Origin of the sequence: Sporosarcina sp. Marseille-Q4063 (genome assembly GCF_018309085.1) — a bacterium.
Lineage (GTDB): Bacteria > Bacillota > Bacilli > Bacillales_A > Planococcaceae > Sporosarcina.
The window spans coordinates 1,154,921-1,171,176 of sequence record NZ_CP070502.1 but is presented as its reverse complement, the minus strand read 5'-3'; the positions used below and the strand labels follow the sequence as shown (position 1 = coordinate 1,171,176).

Genomic DNA, 16,256 nt, shown 5'->3' with positions numbered 1-16,256 from the left:
GGAATATCGACCAGTAGTTGAAGTACATATAAGAATATTAGTCACAAGAAAAAATGAAAGCTCCTAAATTATTCGGTTTCATTTTCGTAATTCTGGCCTCAATCACAGGTCCCGTTTTTATTAAAAGGTATGACTCCTCAAATTCAAATACAAGTGTGCTTAAGATTTCGATGTTCTTATTTTTAAATCCGTATCCGCTTGCTGTTTTAATTAAGTTATCTTCAAAAGAAAACAGAGAACTAATAATGAAATGTTTTTGGTGTGGAGAGAGGTCAGGTTCATTCAAATAGTTTAGCGGTTCCGGGGTTTCTTGTTCTTTTATGACAAGATAATCATCTGAATCCCCGTCTTCAAACCAATTTACATTCCAATACCAAGACTTTAATGTATCTGGGTTTTTAATCTTTAAAATATATTCTGAAGAAAAAAGAACCAAATCATCTCTAACATGAAGTTGATTTGCATATATGCCAGTCAATAAACATCCCCGTACTTGCTTAAGACTTTGCCATTCTGTTTTCATTTTTTCATTCCCTTACTGTGTATTTCAACGCTTAATTACTTGTAATTTTCAAGTTTTTTTCCTGTCAATATTTCAAATACAATATGAGATGAATCCTTAGACAAACTCCCATAATTTGATTGGCCTTCAACTAACAGTTCCAATCTTTCGTATTCTTGATTGATCCAAATGCTGTGATTAAATGAATTCCAAGAGAAACGATAGTCTGGTGACCCAATATCCACTTTGACATTCTCCTCCCAGTCTGCATTTCCCAAAGCCTTTATCAGTGTTTTCACATCATCGGGATTTGTTAGCTCATTCACTGTTTCGTAATCTTTGTTATTTCTTTGTTCAATAATAATGGGGTTATCATCCCATGAACCGCTATAGACTCTTTGTTTTGTTGAATCGGTTTTTTGGACTTTACCTTTTGATGCAGCTTGATGACACCCAACTAATACAAGTCCAGTTATGATAAACAAAATAATAAGTCTTTTCATAACATCACCTCATGTGTATAGACGCTACTTGCTGGTAAAAGTTACATTTTTTTATTCAGTTGTCGTTTAATCATTATGTATATTTTCAATCGAAAGTATAAACAGTTTTTTAAATGACAAGCTATTGAATATGAATCATATCTTTTGTATTCAAAAACTTTTTCAGTAAAGCATTTCCAATTAAATCAAAACATACGGTGAAAGGATTCGTCCGATGAAAATTATTGATTGGCCTACTTTTATAGGCGCTTTAATTTTAATACTCGCGGTTTCTATTCCGCTGATGCTATTTCCTGAAGCCGGTGAAGTAATTGTCAATATGGCAAATGAATTTATGACGGAAACATTTGGCGTCGTTTATTTATTTGTTGGGTTAGCAGCATTTGTATTTCTTATGTATGTCGCTTTTAGTAAAAATGGAAAAGTAAAGCTGGGCGATAGAGGAGAACGGAAGGAGTTCAATACATTTTCCTGGGCAGCGATGATGTTCTCTGCGGGAATTGGTTCGAGTATTCTCTATTGGGGCATGATCGAGTGGGCTTATTATTATCAAGCACCGCCATTTGGTCTTGCGCCAGAATCCAATGAAGCGATTTCATGGTCTACCGCTTACGGTATTTTCCACTGGGGACCGATAGCTTGGGCAATTTATACATTACCGGCTCTTCCAATTGCTTATTTTTACTACGTTCGAAAAAAGCGCGTATTGAAAATTAGCGAGGCAGTAAGACCTGTTCTCGGAAAACTCGTTGACACGCCAATCGGAGTTATTATCGATGTCCTATTCATGTTCGGTTTAATGGGCGGTGCAGGCACGACACTGGCACTCGGTACACCGATGATTGCGGCCGGCGTTGCTGATATTACAGGCATTCCGGTTACCCTCGGTATGCAAGTTGTTATTATGATGCTTTGTACAGCTATTTTTGCAACAAGTTCCTATTTCGGACTCAAAAAAGGAATAAAAATACTTAGTGATGTCAACCTTTGGTTAGCGGTTTTTATTCTCGCTTTTGTTTTTATAATGGGACCGACATTATTCATTAGCAATACAGCGTTTACAAGTTTCGGTATTATTATTGATAATTTCTTTACAATGGCGACGTGGCTTGAACCATTCGGAAATTTAGAGGGTTTTGATAAAACAGACTTTCCCCAGAAATGGACTATTTTTTATTGGGCTTGGTGGGTAGTGTACGCACCATTCGTCGGTTTATTTGTTGCCCGCATATCTCGTGGTAGAACGATTCAGGAAATGATTCTCGGTACAATGATTTACGGAACTGTTGGCAGTATGTTGTTCTTTGGAATTCTTGGGAACTTCGGACTTTATCTGCAATTAAGCGGCACTTTTGATGTAATCGGATTCATGAATGAAGCAGGAGCACCGGCGACAATCATCGCCATTTTACATCAGCTTCCAATCGCAAAAATTATTGTACCATTGTTCACAATCCTAGCAATTATTTTCCTTTCGACGACTTTCGATTCCGCATCATTTATTTTGGCAGCGGTTGTGCAGAAAGAAGTGGATTCTGATCCACTTAGATGGAATCGGTTATTCTGGGCATTCGCGTTAACAGTACTTCCACTTGTGTTGATGTTTATCGGGGGACTTGAAACGCTCCAAACGGCAAGTATTGTTGCAGGTTTTCCTGTTGTTTTCATAATGATTTTACTTGCTTGGTCATTTATGAAAGCTTCGAGTGAAGATATTTTGGCGTCAAAAGATTATGATTCCCCTATGATTCATATTAATCGACGAGAAGAAAAGAACCGTATGACAAAAAAGAAACGTAGAAGCGAAGATTAAGGCTTGGATTTGGGAAATAAAAAACTCAGCCAAATAAAAATGGCTGAGTTTTTATAAATTCATCTTATCTTCTTCTTAGCAGGACTAAGAAATAGATTTAATATCGACATGAATACTGCAATCAACAATGCCGTTCCAAAGCTTCCGATGATAAATCCATCGCCCATTACTTTATTGGTCAATAAAAGCATAAGCGCGTTCACAACAAATAAAAACAATCCAAGCGTCCCAATTGTCGCCGGCAGCGTAAATAATATTAAAATCGGTCGAACGAGCATATTGATAATCGCTAGTACGATACTTGCGAGAATTGCAGTTCCAATGCTTTCTACAATAAAACTAGGAATCAACCATGAAAGAAATAGAAATAATAGTGCATTAACCAGAATTCCTCCGAACCATTTCATCAAGAACACGACCTTAAAAATATTTTAGTATACAATTAGTATAGCTCAAGTTAATTCCCTTATTAATTTTTTGGCTTATTTTCCATCTTATAATTATCCATGCTCTCCAGTTTATCAAGTATTTTCTCCAGTACATTATTAAACGTATCAACATCTATATTCATTCCATTATTTTGTTGTAAATCATCAATCTGACGCTGAAGATCCGCCATTGCCTGTTGTTGCTGTTGATCGGCAATCTTGTCTTCTTCTAAGCTGATGGCTCCGCCAATGACTCCAAGCGTATCGCCCAATACTGTTAATATAGAACCGAAAAAAGCTATTTTCGGGCCGATAGGGGAACTGTCGTTGTTTTGAAATTCATCTCCATTAAATTGGTTATTGAATTTCAAATCATCATTCCTTTACTGTATAATTTGCTATTAAGTAGTATATGCAAGCGCAAAATTTATGAAACTTTATAGTCATTGTTGAATAGAGGCCAAATGTGAAATGATCAATAAAAATAAAATTCGACTCCAAACAAAGTTAACAATTTTAGTCTGTACAGTAGTCCTCGTTTCATTATTAGTAACAGCTTATTTAATTGGCAGCAAAGCCGTTGAAAATTCGAGGGCTTTTCAAGAAAATAAAGTAATGGACATAGCGACCACAATCAGTCACACGAAGTTGATCAAAGACGGGTTAACCGGAAACGGACCCGTAGAAGCCATACAGTCATTCACGAGCGAAGTTCAGAAAAATACAAGTGTGCAGTATATCGTCGTACTAAATAAAAATCATATTCGCCAGTCGCATCCAGTGGAAGAACGGATCGGGGAATACTTCGTAGGCGGCGACGAGGACCGTGCGTACGAGGGGGAAAGCTACACATCCTTAGCCCAAGGAACGCTTGGTGAATCATTGCGGGCTTTCGTGCCTATCTACGCTGAAAATGAATTAGTAGGCGTCGTCTCAGTCGGTATTTTATCGAAAAATATACAAGCCGCGATCTTCCAAACCCTGCGCACAAGTTACATAGGAATCGGCATCGGGTTACTCATAGGCGTAGTTGGAGCTTTTATTTTGGCGAGGCAAGTAAAGCGAACCCTATATGGTCTTGAACCTGAGGAAATAGCTAAACTTCTAAGTGAACGAGATGCCATGCTGGAATCTGTCAAAGAAGGAATTATAGCCATCGATGATAAAGGGGAAATAGTTGTTGCCAATCAAGCCGCAAGTCAACTATTTTACCAAGCAGGTGTAATGGAAAACCCAATAGGAAAACAAGTAGAAGCATATTTACCCGGTTCGCTTTTAAAACAAGTAGTAGATACAGGCGAACCGTCATTCAACCAAGAACAAAAATTGAATGGAATCGATATCGTCGTCAACCGGGTCCCGGTCATTTTAAGCGGAAAAATCGTCGGCGCACTAGCGACATTTCGAGATAAAACCGAATTGACTTCCTTAGTGGAACAACTTTCAGGAGCTAAGGCTTTTGCCGAAACCCTAAGGACGCAAACACATGAATTTATGAATAAGCTGCACGTCATCACAGCGATGGTGCACACAAAATCATATGACGAACTAAAAGAGTATACAGCCTACCTTTCAGATGTTTATCAAAAAGAAGTGGGTGCCGTTTCTCGTCTCATTAAGGATCCCGTCATTTCCGGATATTTGGTAAACAAGTTAAGCAAAGCCCGTGAAACCGGTATTCATGTCGAACTAACAGGGGAGAAGCCACTCCCCTGGTTGAAGAAAATTGAGCATATGGATAAAATCATTACAATTCTAGGGAATTTATTCGATAATGCGGTCGAAGCGGTCAGGGATCAGAAAAACGCTCAAATTGAAATCACCATAAATTATAAGGACAAGCATTTCTATTTTGATATTGGAGATAACGGTCCGGGTATTAGTGCGGCGGATTTTGAGAAGACTTCGCAGATAGGCTTATCGACAAAAGGTGAAAATCGCGGGTACGGCCTTTATTTGGTCAATAAAGCGCTCACTGAACTAGGCGGCAAGTTACAAATTTCTTCGGAAAATAGAGCGGGTACCCAGTTTCATGTGATGATTCCATACGAGGGGGAAACGAATGATTAACGTATTAATAATTGAAGACGATCCAATGGTCGCGAAATTCAATGCGATTTATCTGGAAAGCATTTCGGGATTTACCCTCGCTGGAATCGCTGAAAATGCCGAAGAAGGATGGACATTTTACCAATCAACTAAAGTCGATCTCATCTTACTCGATGTGCATATGGGGAAAAAGACTGGACTTGAACTACTAAGTGATTTTCGAAAAGCGGATGACCCCGTGGATGTCATTATCATTACAGCAGCAAATGATAAACAATCCGTTCAAACCGCGCTACGTTACGGGGCGGTCGATTATCTCATTAAGCCTTTCAGCTTTGAACGATTTCAAGAAGCGCTTCTTCAATATGCACAGAAGCATCAAGTGTTGAGAGATACTGAACATGTTAGCCAAGAAGAAATCGATTCATTTCTTCTGAAGTCGGAAAAACCACAATCCGCTGACTTTGAACTACCAAAGGGACTTACGGTTCGAACGTTTTCAACGATTGTTAGGCAAATTATTAATCGTCAAAGGGATGCATTTTCAGCTGCTGATTTGGCAGAGGAAACGGGAATTTCACGCGTCTCCGTTCGAAAATACTTAAATCATTTAGTCGAAATAGACATGTTAACTGTCGATATCGTGTATCAAGAAACGGGTCGACCATTAAATCGATTCCTCTTAAAACCTGAAAAAATCGATATTCTTCAAACAATAAGCCGCGAATAACCATATAGAAAGTCACAATTTGTTCAACTGTGGTTTTCTTTTTTTAGTTACAAAAGTGTTTGCTTAGTTACGTAAGCTATTTTAAACATAAAGTTGCCTTTATAGTTAACTTTCAAATAGTAAGCGTTTACACAGGAGGGAATAATTTTGAAAGCAATGGTATCAAATGTCTGGCAAGGACTATGGCGTTCACATGACCAGACCAAAAATCTACTGAACTTTTTTTCGTATAAAAAAGATATAGAAAAAGCAAAACAGAAAAATGAACAATCGAAACAAGTGGCAAATACCGGCGGACCATCACAAGACCCGGACAATGAATACAATAGAAAATCCTATTCAACCGCACAAATTGTGGGATTGATACTCGGACCACTATTATTTCTTTTGACGATGCTTTTCTTTTCGCCAGAAGGATTGTCCCCTGAAGCAAAGGCGGTTCTTGCCGTAACTTTATGGATCGCGACTTGGTGGATCACCGAGGCGATTCCGATTCCGGTAACATCCTTATTACCAATATTCCTATTACCAGTAACCGGTGCATTGGATAGTGGCACGGTTACGGCAGCATACGGTAACGATATTATTTACTTATTCTTAGGTGGATTCTTCATTGCGCTTGCGATGGAAAAATGGAATCTTCATAAGAGAATGGCATTAGCAATCATCGCATTCATCGGGACGAGCACGCAACGAATCCTACTCGGATTCATGGTAGCAACAGCGTTTCTATCGATGTGGGTTTCCAATACCGCTGCTGTTATGATGATGATCCCAATGGGGTTAGCAATCACTGCGCAAGTCGCATCCGCTTTAAAGGGGCGACCTGAGGAAAAGGAATTACCGAAATTCGAGAAAGCATTAATTTTTGGAATTGGTTATGCGGGAACAATCGGTGGACTCGGTACGCTCATCGGTACACCACCGAATATCATTCTTGCTGCCCAGGTGAAAGAGCTTTTCGATGTGGAGATTTCATTTGCAGGCTGGATGCTAATCGCAGTACCGATTGTCGTGATTCTTACGATTACAACTTGGCTTTACTTAGGAAGATTTGCTTTTAAAATGAGCATTAAAGGACTTCCTGGTGGAAAAGAAGTTATTCAAAATGAACGTAAAGAACTTGGCAAGATGATTTTTGAAGAAAAAGTAGTCGCAGCTGTATTTGTTTTTGCAGCTTTCATGTGGATCACAAGAGAATTTCTTTGGTTGGGAATCATACCTGAATTAAAAGATGGGATGATTGCTGTTTTGGCAACAGGTCTTTTATTCGCGATTCCGACTTCGAAAAAATACGGCAGCCGTGTTCTTGAATGGAAAGATTCCAAGGAAATTCCGTGGGGCATTCTACTCTTATTCGGTGGCGGTCTTGCAATCGCTGCGGGCTTCCGTCAAACGGGTCTTTCCGAATGGATCGGAACGCAACTAACTGTTCTAGAAGGTTTCAATATCATTATCATCATCACGCTTTCGACATTACTCGTTCTAGGATTGACTGAGATTACATCGAATACGGCAACAGCGACAATGATTCTACCAGTACTAGCATCATTAGCGCTAGCACTGCAAATTCACCCGTTCGCATTGATGGTACCAGCGGCAATGGCGGCTAACTGCGCGTTCATGTTGCCAGTTGGAACACCGCCAAACGCGATTATTTTCGGAACCGGAAAAATAAGAATCGTCGAAATGGTTCGCGTCGGCTTCTTCATCAACGCGTTTGCCCTATTTTTAATCGTATTGGTCATCTACTTCCTGATGCCAATTGCATGGGGCGTCGATTTGCATAATGTACCTGCTGAATTCTTCGGCAAATAAAATATAATGCCTGATACCTACATGATGTGGGTGTCAGGCATTTTGTATTTTGAATTAACATTCTCGTATCGAGCTACGTTGCTCTCGTATCGCGTGCCGTTATTCTCGTTGCTCATAGGTTTGTTCTCGCAACGGGTTTCGTGGTGTTTTTATTCTCGTATCGAGCTACGTTGCTCTCGTATCGCGTGCTGTTATTCTCGTTGCTCATAGGTTTGTTCTCGCAACGGGTTTCGTGGTGTTTTTATTCTCGTATCGAGCTCCATTGCTCTCGTTGCGCATGCCGTTATTCTCGTTGCTCTTAGGTTTATTCTCGGACCGGGTTTTGCGGTGTTTTTATGCTCGTATTGAGTTGCGTTGCTCTCGTATCGTGTGCCGTTATTCTCGTTGCTCTCGTTGCGCATGCCGTTATTCTCGTATTCACTCTATAAATCAATACTCATGACTGATGAAGTTAAAGAGTATTCAGACTTCCGGATTGACTTACAAGAACATTTGTTTTAAAATAGATGTAAAGAATTGAGATGAGGCCGTGGTTTTACTACTCCGAGAAAATGAAAGTAAATATGGTTTGGACTTACTGGATTTGCGAAATGACTTTGTTTTTAAAGCTTTTTTCGGCGATAAACGGAACAATAAATTGCTACTCGATTTCATAAGAGCCATTTTGGGAGAACAAATTATTTCTGTAAAGTTGACGAGCCCATATGTCGAACCTTCCCATGCCAATGACAAAAAATCGGAAATGGATTTACGTATATTAACGGATATTGGAGAACAAATCAATGTTGAGATGCAGTTGAAAGGACATAGGGCTTTCACTGAAAGAATGCTCATCTATTGGGCAAAAATGTATGGAGTTCAAGGTAAAGAAGGTAAGTCGTACGTAGAACTTAATAAGGCGATTCAAATCGTTATCACCAATTTTAATATGCTAAGAAAACCGCATTATCAAAGTATGTTTCAATTAATTGACCCGGAAAATGGTGCATTATTTTCATCTCACATGGAAATCCATGTGCTTGAATTATCAAAGGTGAAGAACTTAATTCTTCAGGATGCGACCAAACTTGAAAAATGGTTACTTTTTATGAAAGGCGACCAAGAAACAAAGGAGGCATTAGCGATGGAAAGTTCAACTATGAAAGAAGCCTATAGCGAAATTCAACGTTTAAGTGGTGACATGGAAACGCGTAAAGCAGCCATTGCTCGTGAAATTCATTTGAATGATCAAATTCAAAGGGAACTAGATGCTGAAGCCGATGGATGGAAAAGTGGTAAGAGAGAAGGTAAGCAAGAAGGCATTAAGGAAGGAAAGACAGAAATAGTTATAGAAATGTACAAAGAAGAATTTCCAATAAAAACAATCGTCAAATTGACGGGATTCACAGAGGAAGAAATTCTAAGCATTGTTAAAATGAATATTTAATAGCCCAAAAAATAATTAAAATTCCAACCAACAGCCCTTTGCACTCATCTGCACAGGTCTTTTTTATGCCAAATAATCCCTAAGTCAAATAACCTTTTTTGTTTGATAGTTTGAAAGTTAAAGAAGATAATAGCAGTATATGGAAGGCTAGACAGAAAGGTAGGGGACGTCCCATGAAATGGCATACACCCGAACAACTAGAAGGATTGCTATGCGAACTCGTCAGCTGGGATAGCCGGACTGGCACAGCAGGGGAAATCGAATTTTCCGGTAAAATTAAAGATAAATTACTAGAACTTAATTATTTCGAGAAAAATCGTTGGAATCTCCAATCCCATGATTCAGGAAAAGGACGAAACGCGGTAACTGCTTTTTATAATAGCGGCGTGACAGCCAAAACGATTGTGCTCATGAGTCATTTTGACACCGTACATACTGAAGAATTCGGGAATTTGGAAGCGCTCGCATTTCAACCAAGAGCATTAACCGAGGCATTTAAAAACCGAATCGATGAATTGTCTGATGAGGTTCAAGTCGACTTGAAATCGGATGATTATATATTTGGACGCGGAACGATGGACATGAAAATGGGAATTGCTTTGCACATGCATTTACTCGAAAAGGCGACCATTGAAAAATGGCCAATCAACCTCATTTTACTAACCGTGCCAGATGAAGAAGTGAATTCATCTGGGATGAGAGCGGCTGTCAGCGGGTTAATTGATATTCAAGACGAGTACGGGTTAGAATATGCATTGTTTTTAAACAGTGAACCATCATTCTCCCAAAAACCGAAAGACGAAAATTACTATATTTATTCTGGAAGCATCGGGAAAATCATGCCGTCCGCTTTGTTTTACGGAAGAGAAACGCATGCAGGCGAACCGTTAAACGGCATCACGGGGCATTATATGGCATCGTATTTAACGAAGGCGATGGAATTCAACGCAGATTTCGTCGAAGAAGTTTACAATGAAAAAACACCATTACCGATTTGTTTGAAAGTTGATGATTTGAAAGAAAACTACTCAACACAAACATCTCATCATAGCGCCGCGTTATATAATGTTTTTTTAATGCGACAAAACGCAACAGACATTATGAATACATTTAAAAAAACAGCACTCGCAGCAATGAATGAATGCGAAAACGATTACGAAGCGATTTGCAAACGCGAAGGCGTCAATCCAATCGGGAAAATTAAAGTAATGGAATACTGCGACTTACTGGAGTATGCAGAGGAAAAACTAGGCATTGCAAAAGTCGTGGAAATAAAAAGTGTCGTGATGTCAGATGAAACACTAGACGAACGCGATATGTCAATCCAAATTAGCGACCAACTCATGATAAACTGCCAGGAGCTAGCACCAGCAACGATACTGTTTTATGCACCGCCATATTATCCGGCGATCAATTCATCAGAAAATGAATTGGTTAAAGAAAAAATCGAGCTTACACAACAAATATTGAAAGAAGACTTTGATGTGGATGCAAAACAAGTTCATTACTTCAATGGAATTTCAGATTTGAGTTACGTCAATTACGATGAAAATGATACAGGATGGAAAGCTTATAAAAACAATACACCGTTGTGGGGGGATGTTTATAGTATCCCATTCGAAGAAATGCAGCAATTGCAGGCACCGGTATTGAATATCGGTCCATTTGGCAAGGATGCGCATAAATTGACGGAGCGGTTGCATAAGAAAAGCGCGTTTGTGCAGACGCCGTTTGCTTTGAAGGTGATTGTGGAGAGTATGTTTGTGAAAAAGGTTGAAATTAAGTAAGAGCATAGGGCACATGCGGTTTGATAAGGGGGAAGCCATGAGAATATGGTTTCCCCCTTTACATATAGAATTATAAATACTTTATGATAGTTGCGAATAAAGCTATTTTCTTTTCGTTATATAGGGTGTAGAAGCTTTTACAAAGAAAAAGAGGCGAAAACTATGAAGTCAAATGAATCAAATTTTATCAAACGTCTCCAATCGGGAAAGGAAGATGCCTTAGACTATATTGTTGACCGGTATTTACCACTCATTAAAAGTGTTGTTCAACAAGTTCTACGACCCATTCAACGAGAAGAATTAGTCGGGGAGTGCGTGAATGATGTTTTTCTATCAGTTTGGCAGAACGCAAAAAAGTTTCGCGGTGGGGATGAAAATGGTTTTAAGAACTGGATTTGTGCCGTAGCAAAATACAAGGCGATCGATTATTACAGAAAAGAAGTAAAAAATCATGAATTCGCTTCCGAGTTTTTGGAAAACCGCTCCATTTCGGAATCGATGGAAGTAGATGTGGGAGACACCGTCAATGACCTGCTCAATCAATTAGATCCAATCGATCGAAAGATTTTCATCATGAAATACCTTTTAGGCTTTTCATCCGAGGAAACTGCGGAACAGCTGAGTTTAAGCAAATCCGCTATCGATAATCGGATTTACCGTGGTAAAAAGAAGCTTCGTCATAATGGGAGGGTTTTGTATGAAGGACGTATATGAACACTTAAACGATATCGATATGGGTGTCAGTCAATTTGAAGAAGTGGAAGTCAGTGAAGCGGAAAGAGAAAAAGTGAAGATGGACTTGAAAGGAAAAATCAGAAAGCCAAAGCCTGTCAAGTGGAGGAAGATGGCTGTGGCGGCATCTATTTCCATCGGAATATCTGCAGCCTCTTTATTCGGATTATCTTACACCTCATTTGCCCAGGAAATTCCTCTACTAGGCAACTTGTTTCAATTATTTAATGGTGATGGACTTTATGGAAGTTACGAGGAAAATTCCGAATCCCTTGCGATTGCAAAAGAGGATAAAGGTATCAACGTAACGATGAATGAAGTCATATTCGACGGAAAAGCTTTATACATGACGTATACAATTGAGAGTGAAGTGGATCTCGGGGAGTCTCCTGAATTGACTGGCATACCCACTATTCTTGATTCACCTTCAATGATTTATTCAACTCGACATGAACTTTTGAAAAGCGGTGAAAACAAGTATGTTGGCATGACGATTGCTGACCTATTAACTGAGGATCAAGTGGATAACGGTAAATTTGAATTTACGATTGAAAGCATTGTACCAGATTCAGCAGTAGGTACCGAAGAAATAAAGGGAAATTGGGCGTTCAATTTTGAACTGAGTGCCACAGATAACATAGAGCAGATAGTCGATTTAAGTGCTGATAGTAATGGTGTTGATGTGATAGTCAAGAAAGTCGTCTATACCCCGATGTCATTTCTACTCCATTACGATGAGGAACTATCAAATGATTTAATGCAAAAGTGGGATTTTGTAAGAGTCGATATTATTGTAAAAGACGATTTGGGCAATGTGTATACGAACAAACATAATGGTGGATACAGCGATTCGTTCACACAACTACACCATACCAATACATTTGAAAAGTTGAATCCTGAAGCAACAAAGCTAATCGTCACGCCAGTCGTACAGCTGTTGGAAGCGGATGGCACAGCTGCAAACGGTTCTATCTACCGAAATGAAGGCAGCAATGCTGCAGAGGAGAAGTTCCAGTTAGAGGACATCGTCATTGAAATTGAAAAATAGTTTTTCTGCTAGTAACAATCGTAAATGTTTACACTTTCATGATTTGTTAGCGGCTCAGATTTATAAAATATTAAGCAGGTGAACATAAGATCCATTTCATTTTCAGAAAATGAAATGGTCTTTTTTTATTGACGTATACAGTTGCATTATATATAGTTTGAAACCCCATTTTGCGCTGCCCCCCTAATATTGGACACGCCATCTAATATTAGGAGGCCCAAAAAGAATGTCCAAGTATACAAAAGAATTTAAACTTCTAGTAGCCAAGCGTTATGAACATGAAAATATTAGTTACCGAGACCTGGCAGAAAAGGTCGGAGTCGACAACTCTGTAATTCGTTACTGGGTGCTACTGTTTCGACATCATGGTGATAATGCATTCGATTTTCCCTATACAAACTATCCAGGAGCCTTTAAACTAAGGGTAATTCAATTTATCAATGAAACGGATTACTCTATTCGAGAGGCATCGGCTATTTTCCATATCCCGGATCCTAGTATGGTTCGTAGGTGGAAGAAAAGGTGGGAGACAGCTGGTGAAGGTGCCCTTGAAATAAAAGAAAAGGGGCCTTCTACAATGAAATCTCGCAATCAAAAGAAAAGCACTTCCAAAGATCTTGTCGACCAATCAAGAGAAGCCATGGAAAAAGAACTCGAATATCTTCGTATGGAGAATGCCTATCTAAAAAAGCTGGAAGCCTTAGTTCAGGAAGAAAGATCACCAAAAAGATTAAAACGAAAGTAATATTTCTACTAAGGCATGAATTCCCAGTGAACAAGATGGTAAAGATAGCCGGTATTGCAAGAAGCACCTACTACAACATCGTAAATAGTTTCAAGCAGCCAGACCCCGACCGGAAGTGGAAGAGAAGAATCAACTTCATCTACCACCGACACAAAGGGCGCCTTGGGTATCGACGCATCACCGACGTCCTGAACGAAAAAGGACACACGATAAACAAGAAGAAAGTTCTTCGGATTATGCGAGACCTGGGGCTTCAATGTATTGTCCGAATGAAGAAGTACAAATCCTATAAAGGTGCATTCGGGAAAGCAGCCCCAAATATCTTGAACCGCAATTTCAAAGCGGAAAAACCCAACGAAAAATGGGTTACAGACGTTACAGAATTTAAATTATTTGGACAGAAATTATATCTCTCTCCTATTTTAGACCTGTTCAACGGCGAAATCATTACCTATACGCTTCAATCGAGGCCTACGTTTGATTTAGTGGAAACAATGTTAAAGCAGTCACTTGAATACGTAAAAGAAGACGATGAGCTCTTGATCCACTCAGATCAAGGCTGGCATTATCGAATGCCACAATATTGTCAGATACTAAAGGAATACAACATCACACAGAGCATGTCGCGAAAAGGAAACTGTTACGACAATGCCGTCATCGAGAACTTTTTCGGAATCCTTAAATATGAATTCCTGTTCCTGCAGGAGTTCGATGATCTTGAACACTTTAAAGAGGAACTAGAACAGTATATCTATTATTATAATCATTTAAGAATCAAGTCCAGATTAGAGCGGAAAAGCCCAATGGGCTATCGGAAAAAATACGAACTCGCTGCTTAGAAAAATAGTGTCCAATTTTAAGGGTCCAGTGCATTTGCATTCATGCGGGGGCTCGCTTGGTCATTTATAGCGCTTACGAAAATTTTATATTTATTCTTCGGTTATAAATCGACTAAACTTTATTTGCAGAGTAAAAAGGTATCAAATGAATCTTGAAATATCCTTCATCAATCGGTGAGATGTACTGTAACTTTCTTATGCATTTAGCGTCTAAGCCATTAGGAGGGATTAGATGAATTTAAAATTTTCATTATTCACTTTAATGCTTATATTACTTTTATCAATGATGGGTTGTTCCGGCAACAATGTTACGAATGAAAAGCCTGGTAATGATCGTCCATTTGTGGAAAGTGGTGAGATTTTGGAAGATTCTTCAGGTGAAATAATCCTCGAACCACCGACTTTAACCATTTATGTCGGGGAAGAGACTGTTTGGCCAACACTTGGCACTTACAGTTGGCGTTTTGAAAACGAAGACGGGACAGAAACTGCAGTAGAGTCAGATTCGTTAGCGCCCTCAGAATTGGTTAAAAATAATAAACCGTTACAAGTAACAGTAGATACGAAAGTTGAACTGAACTTCGAGATACAACCAGATGGTTATAGTGTGAGGATATGGGATGACGACAACCATGTTATAAGCGCCTCGGATAAAGTTGTTCTTTCTGGTAAAGGGAAAATCATTTATGAAGTGTTAGCCCACTGGAAACAAGGTACCGCGGTTTATGTCTTTTCTTTAAATGTTGAATAGATTCCGGGAAAAATTATGAGGAGGGATAACGTGAAAGTACCAAGATTATTTTTCAGTTTGACTATTTCCGTTTTATTATTTGCTGGTGGATGTTCTAATTCATCGAATACAGGTAAAATAGTAGTTCATGAAACTGAAAATCCTGATGCAAAAGAGATTTTAACATTGGATCCTGAGGCTGATATATTTCAATTTGATAGCGTGATTTATCAGACTGGAATTGATTGGGTTGACGAACTAATTTTAACTCAAGACGAGCAAGTAGGGGAAATTAAAACAAGAAGTGATACAGATACAAACTTTGAAAACGAAATGTCGAATAAGTTGCCTGTTGGCGCAAAGATTTTTTCAATTATAGAAAAAGAAGGTCCTATTTTACTAGTAGAATCAGAAGGCAAAATCTTGAAGTACCTTGCACTGGTAGAAGGTTAATGATCTGCAAAGGACGGTAAGCTAGATGAAATTATACGATAAACCGATTAAAGCATATTTGCATAACGAATTATGCGCTATTGAGGAACATGTAGATATGTGACACAAACGGACCAGAATGTCGCAGAGAGGTGGAGTCATCTTGAACAGAAAATGTACTATTTTTTTCGTAGTCATATTTATTGGGTTATTATCCGCGTGTAGTTCTACTAGCAATTATGATACTGATGGAATTGAATCAATTGGGGAGTATAGTGAGAGTAAACCTAATAATGATAATACTAATGAAATTGAATTAATCGCAAGATATGGTGAGGGTAAGGCTGATATGGAAGGTATTGTGCTGGATATAGGTGAACATGGATTTAAACTTGCAAGAAACCTTTCTCCTAATGAATACGAGAAAATCAAAAACGAATCAGTTACGAAATTGCATAACGAGTATGTAGGAGGAGAAAGAGAAAATCTCGGATTAATTGATTTGATTTATGAGAATGAAAATGAATTTAATAAAGGTGATGAGGTGGAAGTTTGGACCGATGGGTATATAATTGAAACTTTTCCTGAAAGAGCTAAGGCTAAAAAAATAGTAGTAAAGCAATAAATATATATTTCAGCTAAGGGATGCGTATGCAAATAATGCCAATAGCCTA

The 16,256-nt window shown here is 38.8% G+C and carries 16 protein-coding genes; 12 read left to right on the top strand and 4 right to left on the bottom strand.

Translation table 11 applies throughout. The features are described from left to right. Window positions 1-37: 37 nt before the first annotated feature. Window positions 38-523: a hypothetical protein gene (locus JSQ81_RS05970; protein ID WP_212606794.1), complete on the bottom strand. Its 486-nt coding sequence runs from the start codon at window positions 521-523 to the stop codon at window positions 38-40. Window positions 524-558: 35 nt separating this feature from the next. After that, entirely contained in the window at window positions 559-1,005 is a 447-nt protein-coding gene (locus JSQ81_RS05965) for a hypothetical protein (RefSeq protein ID WP_212606793.1), read from the bottom strand. A 214-nt stretch (window positions 1,006-1,219) separates the two neighbouring features. On the opposite strand from JSQ81_RS05965, the gene JSQ81_RS05960 reads away from it, so the two are divergent. Then, window positions 1,220-2,818, top strand: a complete 1,599-nt coding sequence (locus tag JSQ81_RS05960; RefSeq protein WP_212606792.1) for a BCCT family transporter — start codon at window positions 1,220-1,222, stop codon at window positions 2,816-2,818. 59 nt (window positions 2,819-2,877) lie between these two features. On the opposite strand, the gene JSQ81_RS05955 is transcribed toward JSQ81_RS05960, so the two are convergent. Then, window positions 2,878-3,228: a phage holin family protein gene (locus JSQ81_RS05955; RefSeq protein ID WP_249336652.1), complete on the bottom strand. Its 351-nt coding sequence runs from the start codon at window positions 3,226-3,228 to the stop codon at window positions 2,878-2,880. A gap of 59 nt (window positions 3,229-3,287) precedes the next feature. Next, window positions 3,288-3,617, bottom strand: a complete 330-nt coding sequence (locus JSQ81_RS05950) for a hypothetical protein (protein ID WP_212606790.1) — start codon at window positions 3,615-3,617, stop codon at window positions 3,288-3,290. A gap of 100 nt (window positions 3,618-3,717) precedes the next feature. Between JSQ81_RS05950 and dcuS the strand changes: the two genes are divergently transcribed. From dcuS to JSQ81_RS05895, 11 genes are all read left to right on the top strand, one after another. Beyond that, complete coding sequence (gene dcuS / locus JSQ81_RS05945) at window positions 3,718-5,316, top strand: DcuS/MalK family sensor histidine kinase (protein WP_212606789.1); 1,599 nt, start codon at window positions 3,718-3,720, stop codon at window positions 5,314-5,316. After that, window positions 5,309-6,025 (top strand): response regulator, encoded by a 717-nt coding sequence (locus JSQ81_RS05940; RefSeq protein ID WP_212606788.1) that lies wholly within the window; start codon window positions 5,309-5,311, stop codon window positions 6,023-6,025. Before dcuS ends, JSQ81_RS05940 begins: the two co-directional genes overlap by 8 nt. A gap of 156 nt (window positions 6,026-6,181) precedes the next feature. After that, entirely contained in the window at window positions 6,182-7,843 is a 1,662-nt protein-coding gene (locus JSQ81_RS05935; RefSeq protein ID WP_212607565.1) for an SLC13 family permease, read from the top strand. 529 nt (window positions 7,844-8,372) lie between these two features. Beyond that, window positions 8,373-9,269 carry an Rpn family recombination-promoting nuclease/putative transposase gene (locus tag JSQ81_RS05930; RefSeq protein WP_212606787.1) on the top strand — a complete coding sequence of 299 codons (897 nt, stop codon included), beginning with the start codon at window positions 8,373-8,375 and terminating at the stop codon, window positions 9,267-9,269. Between the two features lie 173 nt (window positions 9,270-9,442). Continuing rightward, window positions 9,443-11,056: a M20/M25/M40 family metallo-hydrolase gene (locus JSQ81_RS05925; protein ID WP_212606786.1), complete on the top strand. Its 1,614-nt coding sequence runs from the start codon at window positions 9,443-9,445 to the stop codon at window positions 11,054-11,056. Window positions 11,057-11,218: 162 nt separating this feature from the next. Beyond that, window positions 11,219-11,770 carry a sigma-70 family RNA polymerase sigma factor gene (locus JSQ81_RS05920; RefSeq protein ID WP_212606785.1) on the top strand — a complete coding sequence of 184 codons (552 nt, stop codon included), beginning with the start codon at window positions 11,219-11,221 and terminating at the stop codon, window positions 11,768-11,770. After that, window positions 11,754-12,836 carry a DUF4179 domain-containing protein gene (locus JSQ81_RS05915; RefSeq protein ID WP_212606784.1) on the top strand — a complete coding sequence of 361 codons (1,083 nt, stop codon included), beginning with the start codon at window positions 11,754-11,756 and terminating at the stop codon, window positions 12,834-12,836. Before JSQ81_RS05920 ends, JSQ81_RS05915 begins: the two co-directional genes overlap by 17 nt. Before the next feature lie 226 nt (window positions 12,837-13,062). Beyond that, window positions 13,063-14,420 (top strand): IS3 family transposase gene (locus JSQ81_RS05910; protein WP_212605371.1). Its coding sequence is split into 2 segments (ribosomal slippage): window positions 13,063-13,531 and window positions 13,531-14,420, totalling 1,359 coding nucleotides; the frame shifts between segments, so codons are not numbered across the junction. A gap of 232 nt (window positions 14,421-14,652) precedes the next feature. Beyond that, on the top strand, window positions 14,653-15,171 hold the full coding sequence (locus tag JSQ81_RS05905; RefSeq protein ID WP_212606783.1) for a hypothetical protein: 519 nt from the start codon (window positions 14,653-14,655) through the stop codon (window positions 15,169-15,171). Between the two features lie 30 nt (window positions 15,172-15,201). Beyond that, window positions 15,202-15,603 (top strand): hypothetical protein, encoded by a 402-nt coding sequence (locus JSQ81_RS05900; protein WP_212606782.1) that lies wholly within the window; start codon window positions 15,202-15,204, stop codon window positions 15,601-15,603. A gap of 142 nt (window positions 15,604-15,745) precedes the next feature. Continuing rightward, window positions 15,746-16,207, top strand: a complete 462-nt coding sequence (locus tag JSQ81_RS05895) for a hypothetical protein (RefSeq protein ID WP_212606781.1) — start codon at window positions 15,746-15,748, stop codon at window positions 16,205-16,207. Window positions 16,208-16,256 lie beyond the last annotated feature (49 nt).